The organism is Mammaliicoccus sp. B-M6 (assembly GCF_022386965.1).
Taxonomy (GTDB): domain Bacteria; phylum Bacillota; class Bacilli; order Staphylococcales; family Staphylococcaceae; genus Mammaliicoccus; species Mammaliicoccus sciuri_A.
Window position 1 is genome coordinate 1 of sequence record NZ_JAJNHJ010000060.1, and the last position, 4425, is coordinate 4425.

Sequence of the window (4425 nt, forward strand, 5' to 3'; positions counted from 1 at the left end):
ACGCTCTCTTCTCATAAAAAGACCACCTACTTTCTTAATTTTAACAATACTTCTCTTTAAAGAAGTTGTCCAATTAAGTGTAGACGGTCCACTACTATTTAATCAGTAAGAATCAAAAGAGAAAATATAAGAATAGTAGTATGATTAGAGCTAAAGAGATGTCTGAGTTAATTGATGAATTAAGCAATGTTGTTTATTTTCACAGTGGTTTTGGTGAGATACTTGATACATTTAAAGGTGTCACATTTGCAGGTTCTACTATGACAAGCTTACCTAAAACTGACGAAGAGAAGTCATTCTATCAGAATATTATGAATGATAGTAAGTATATTGTAGAGCAACCTGAAATGTTAAATTTGATGGATATGAGTGCTTATAAAATTTTCACAGATAAACAATTTAAAGAAGAAATAAAGATAGATGTATTCATAAGTCATTATCCATTGGTAAGAACGTATAGCCATAATAAGCACTTGAATGATGGGTCATTAGGAAGTTATTTGTGTAGAGTTGATGAGCATATAGCACCAATTAATTTCTTTGGTCATGTACATGAGGAGAATCAATTGTATGAAGTAACGAATACAAAACATTATACTAATGCGTTAGGTTATCCTATGGAAAATTTGAATAGTATAATCAGACAATTAATTATTATCTAATTTTTATTAATTAATAAGTTTTAATAATACCAGTTTAACCCTTCAATAAATTATAAGGTGTAAAACTGGTATTATTTATTGTAAATAATTTACTTGTTTTCTGTTTTATTCTTCTTGTCGAAAAATAAAGCATAGACAATATAAATTACCACTCCTATTAGTATTAAAGTAGTTACAGGGTTAATAGGTTTATCATTCACTATGGCGTTATAAATTAAATCGACTGAATATAAAAAACCTGAAATTCCTAGAACAATAAAAATTATTTTACTCATGATACACCTCCTACTATTTACGATTATAGCATAAAATGTAAACTTTTGGGGTTGATTTATATACAATATAACTATAAAATTATATTGTAAGAATAAATGATTGCGCAATCTGAATATTTTCTTACATATTATAAACAAAGGAGATAGTTATATGAAAGTTTTAATAGGTATTGTAAGCGCTTTATTAATGGTGACTTTGATTTCTTCATCAGTACTATATGCTAAGGCAGAAGATAATAAAATAACTGATTTTGAAAGCAATAATGATGAGATCATTGTTGATAATAGTGAAGTACAACCAGAAATAGCTGCACAGGTTGCAAGGGGTATAGGGCGAGCTGTTACTTCAGGAGCGGTTTATGATGGAGTAAAATGGGTTGCTCAAAATACAAAGAATAAAGGGAAGCCTGATTATAGCAAAATGCAACAGACAGGCTACGCTTGTTATGGTCTTAAATCAGAAGATGATGTTGCTTTTAAAGAAACACCAGAATTTGCTAGATAATACTATGGGGGATATATTCCCCCTTTATTAAATTTTGTAGGGAGTGAATTAATTGAAAAAATTTCTGTTAATGCTCATAACTATTTTAGTTTCAATTCATTGTTTACTAACTATAAGCTATAACTTACCCACGAACCCATTTTCCAAAAAAAATGAAAATATAATTCATAGTTATATGAATCCTTTATTTTCACAAGCTTGGACATTATTTGCTCCTAACCCTGTGAGTTCAAATAATAACTTACAAGTACAATTTTATAATGGTGACAATAAATCTAAATGGTTTGATATTTCATCGTACTATCAAAAATATTCTAGAAAATACTATCTTCATCCATACACATATAAAAATTCAATACTAACACAATTGGAAAGCGATGTTATTTCGGATATTGATAAGGTAAATGATAAGAAAAAAGGTAATAGTGAGAATAAAAAATTTTACGATGAAAATATTAGGGTGAAAAAATTGTATAGCTTTATTAACGATGAACTAGAAAGTCAAGGAATAAAAACTGATAAGATTCAGCTTAAATATGAAACTGAAGTTTTTCCTAGTTACGCAAGCAACGAAAAAACCCTTTACATAGCTAGAAAGCTACCTCAAATTAAAAAGGGGGATATAAAAAATGAATGATTTTATTAATAGATACATAAATAGGCTTACCTCAAAGCTTCATGGAACTATAGGTTTAAGCATAATTAGGTTGGGTATCGGAATTGTTACTATAATTTTAATGGCAACAGCGTTTCCGATTAGAGAAAGCCTCTGGAATAACAAGATTTTCAGCAATGTTAATATTGAATTTACAAGTATAGAGTTTAATATATTTTATACATTAGCTCTAATAATAATAATTCTATTTACTTTGGGCATTGAAAGTATACTTTTTAATGTTTTAGTATTTATAGTAATAGCATTGTTTTACAATTTAAATGGCTATATAACAGACGGAGGCAATAATTTAATTAGTATTTGTCTTTTTTACATGATTTTTACTAAAAACGCTCAATATTTTTCTATTTATAAAGGAAAGAGGGAAAAATTTGGTGATTACCAAATAGCATTAAATAACTTGTTTTACTTTTTAATATTATTCCAAGTTTGTGTACTTTACTTTTTCTCAGGTTTTGCCAAAGCTCGTGGGCAAATGTGGTACAGTGGTGTAGCACCTTACTATGTTTTTAATATTAACAGTTTTACTATGGAATGGATTAAACCAATTGTTAATTTGGCTATTTCATCAACTTTTATTATAACTTTAATAAGTTATCTTTCAATTTTTATGCAAATGTTTTTCCCATTCCTTTTGCTAAATAAATATACTAAAGTGGTTGCTATTATAGGTAGCATTAGTTTTCACTTGGGGATCATATTTATAATGGGATTAGTCCCATTTGGTATAGTAATGATAGCATTTGATTTAGCATTTATAAAAAATGAGTACTATATGAAAATATATAATTTTTTAAAAGGGAGAAAGAATGTAAATGAAAAACAAATTAATTCTGTATGATGGCGATTGTATAATCTGTAACAGATTTATAGATTTTGTTATAAAAAATGATAAAAGAAATGACTACTATATAATTGATAATTCAAAAGAAACAATTTCTTTTCTACATAAGTTTAATATTCAAGTTAAAGATGTTGATTCTATAATAGTAATCGATGATAATAGAGTACTATATTATTCAGATGCTGTTATAGAAATAGTATGTGATGTTAAGTATAAAAAATTTATTTATTTTAAACATGTCCCGATATTTTTGAGGAATTTCTTATATAAATTGTTTGCTAAGAACAGGAAAAAATTTCAAAGAAACGAATGTGCTTTACCTTCTAAAGAAAAACTAAATAAAATTCTTTCTGTAAAAAAAGATAGCGATAAGCTTGATAAAATATTGTCTTAATTACCTCACCGTTTACAGCACTATCCGTAAAAATACTAGAAATTTAAGTTATATTCATTTATAATTTAGATACATACATACATACATACATACATACATACTCTCATGTATGTAACAATTTTCAACAGAAGTTCGTTACAAACTTTACGAGACCCTATCTAGCGGAAACTAGATAGGGTTGTTTTTATCTGATAACAATATTAAAATTTGTCAAATAATTTTGCATTAGATCGAATCAAATTCTCGAACTCATTCGAATTACTAGAAGTTTTGCTGATATAATAATCATCACAATTCCTTTTGAATTTTTCCAGCTTAGTTATGAATGAATCAATATTATTAATTCTAGTATCGACAACTGAATTAGCTTTTTGATTTTTTTGAATATATTCTTTAACAATCTGTTCTCCCAAGATTGTTTGGTAATTATCAACAAGTTCGAGATATTTATCAACTTTCTCAGGTGATAAATTAAGTTGGTCTCTTGCTGATAAACGGAAATTTTTAATATTATCACTTAGAGATTTTAATTTATTACCGTCTTTGGAATAATCGTTGGACTTGGCGTTGTTTAAACGGTTATATATTTGTTTTAACTCATATTGATTTTCAAGAAACTTCATAATTATATTAAAAAGTGTTTTTAATATAGAAATCCACATGAAAACTCACCTCCTAATAACAATAATTATATTGATATTTTACACTATCTCCAAAATACAATCCATATTTATTCTTATCTTTTCATCATCTTTAACCACTTCTAACTTGTTTGTTTCGCTATCAAACTTGTTAATACTACATTCAATCATTTTGTAATATCCATCTTCCCAATATTTGATTTGAGCGTAAGGATTATAAAATAATTTCTCAGCAAGGACATCATTTAAATCCTTTAGTGCCATATCATCTAAGACAGGTTTCTCCACTTTATCTTGATCTTTAATATGTTGTTCTATTATTTGATACTGTTGAGGATGGACCGTCTACACTTAATTGGACAACTTCTTTAAAGAGAAGTATTGTTAAAATTAAGAAAGTAGGTGGTCTTTTTATGAGAAGAGAGCGT

At 27.3% G+C, this 4425-nt stretch carries 7 protein-coding genes and 1 pseudogene; 5 read left to right on the forward strand and 3 right to left on the reverse strand.

Features of this window, described 5'->3' with window-relative positions:
- The first annotated feature begins 158 nt into the window (after window positions 1-158).
- The gene (locus LQ693_RS13125) at window positions 159-662 is read left to right on the forward strand and encodes a hypothetical protein (RefSeq protein ID WP_142399325.1); all 504 of its coding nucleotides are present in this window, start codon (window positions 159-161) and stop codon (window positions 660-662) included.
- An 89-nt stretch (window positions 663-751) separates the two neighbouring features.
- Here the strand turns inward: LQ693_RS13125 and LQ693_RS13130 are convergent, their stop codons facing one another.
- On the reverse strand, window positions 752-937 hold the full coding sequence (locus tag LQ693_RS13130; RefSeq protein WP_107566182.1) for a hypothetical protein: 186 nt from the start codon (window positions 935-937) through the stop codon (window positions 752-754).
- Window positions 938-1088: 151 nt separating this feature from the next.
- Here LQ693_RS13130 and LQ693_RS13135 point away from each other — a divergent pair, with 151 nt between their 5' ends.
- Genes LQ693_RS13135 through LQ693_RS13150 form a run of 4 tightly spaced genes read left to right on the forward strand, consistent with a single transcriptional unit; the run spans window position 1089 to window position 3356 of the window.
- Window positions 1089-1442: a hypothetical protein gene (locus LQ693_RS13135; protein WP_107566183.1), complete on the forward strand. Its 354-nt coding sequence runs from the start codon at window positions 1089-1091 to the stop codon at window positions 1440-1442.
- A 52-nt stretch (window positions 1443-1494) separates the two neighbouring features.
- On the forward strand, window positions 1495-2079 hold the full coding sequence (locus LQ693_RS13140) for a DUF5819 family protein (RefSeq protein ID WP_107566184.1): 585 nt from the start codon (window positions 1495-1497) through the stop codon (window positions 2077-2079).
- A complete protein-coding gene (locus tag LQ693_RS13145) occupies window positions 2072-2959 on the forward strand; it encodes an HTTM domain-containing protein (RefSeq protein ID WP_107573245.1) in 888 nt (295 codons plus the stop codon). The genes LQ693_RS13140 and LQ693_RS13145 overlap by 8 nt, the downstream gene beginning before the upstream one ends.
- On the forward strand, window positions 2934-3356 hold the full coding sequence (locus LQ693_RS13150; protein WP_107573246.1) for a thiol-disulfide oxidoreductase DCC family protein: 423 nt from the start codon (window positions 2934-2936) through the stop codon (window positions 3354-3356). Before LQ693_RS13145 ends, LQ693_RS13150 begins: the two co-directional genes overlap by 26 nt.
- Before the next feature lie 200 nt (window positions 3357-3556).
- Here LQ693_RS13150 and LQ693_RS13155 read toward each other — a convergent pair whose 3' ends face one another.
- Both LQ693_RS13155 and LQ693_RS13160 read right to left on the reverse strand, forming a co-directional pair.
- Window positions 3557-4018: a hypothetical protein gene (locus LQ693_RS13155; RefSeq protein ID WP_107573247.1), complete on the reverse strand. Its 462-nt coding sequence runs from the start codon at window positions 4016-4018 to the stop codon at window positions 3557-3559.
- A gap of 39 nt (window positions 4019-4057) precedes the next feature.
- Window positions 4058-4321, reverse strand: a pseudogene (locus LQ693_RS13160) (YolD-like family protein); the annotation flags it as partial.
- Window positions 4322-4425: the final 104 nt, after the last annotated feature.

What these genes read in the sequence shown, in the direction of transcription:
- LQ693_RS13125 (WP_142399325.1), top strand. Translation starts at nt 159, where the DNA reads ATGTCTGAGTTAATTGATGAATTAAGCAATGTTGTTTATTTTCACAGT.
- LQ693_RS13130 (WP_107566182.1), bottom strand. Translation starts at nt 937, where the DNA reads ATGAGTAAAATAATTTTTATTGTTCTAGGAATTTCAGGTTTTTTATAT.
- LQ693_RS13135 (WP_107566183.1), top strand. Translation starts at nt 1,089, where the DNA reads ATGAAAGTTTTAATAGGTATTGTAAGCGCTTTATTAATGGTGACTTTG.
- LQ693_RS13145 (WP_107573245.1), top strand. Translation starts at nt 2,072, where the DNA reads ATGAATGATTTTATTAATAGATACATAAATAGGCTTACCTCAAAGCTT.
- LQ693_RS13150 (WP_107573246.1), top strand. Translation starts at nt 2,934, where the DNA reads ATGAAAAACAAATTAATTCTGTATGATGGCGATTGTATAATCTGTAAC.
- LQ693_RS13155 (WP_107573247.1), bottom strand. Translation starts at nt 4,018, where the DNA reads ATGTGGATTTCTATATTAAAAACACTTTTTAATATAATTATGAAGTTT.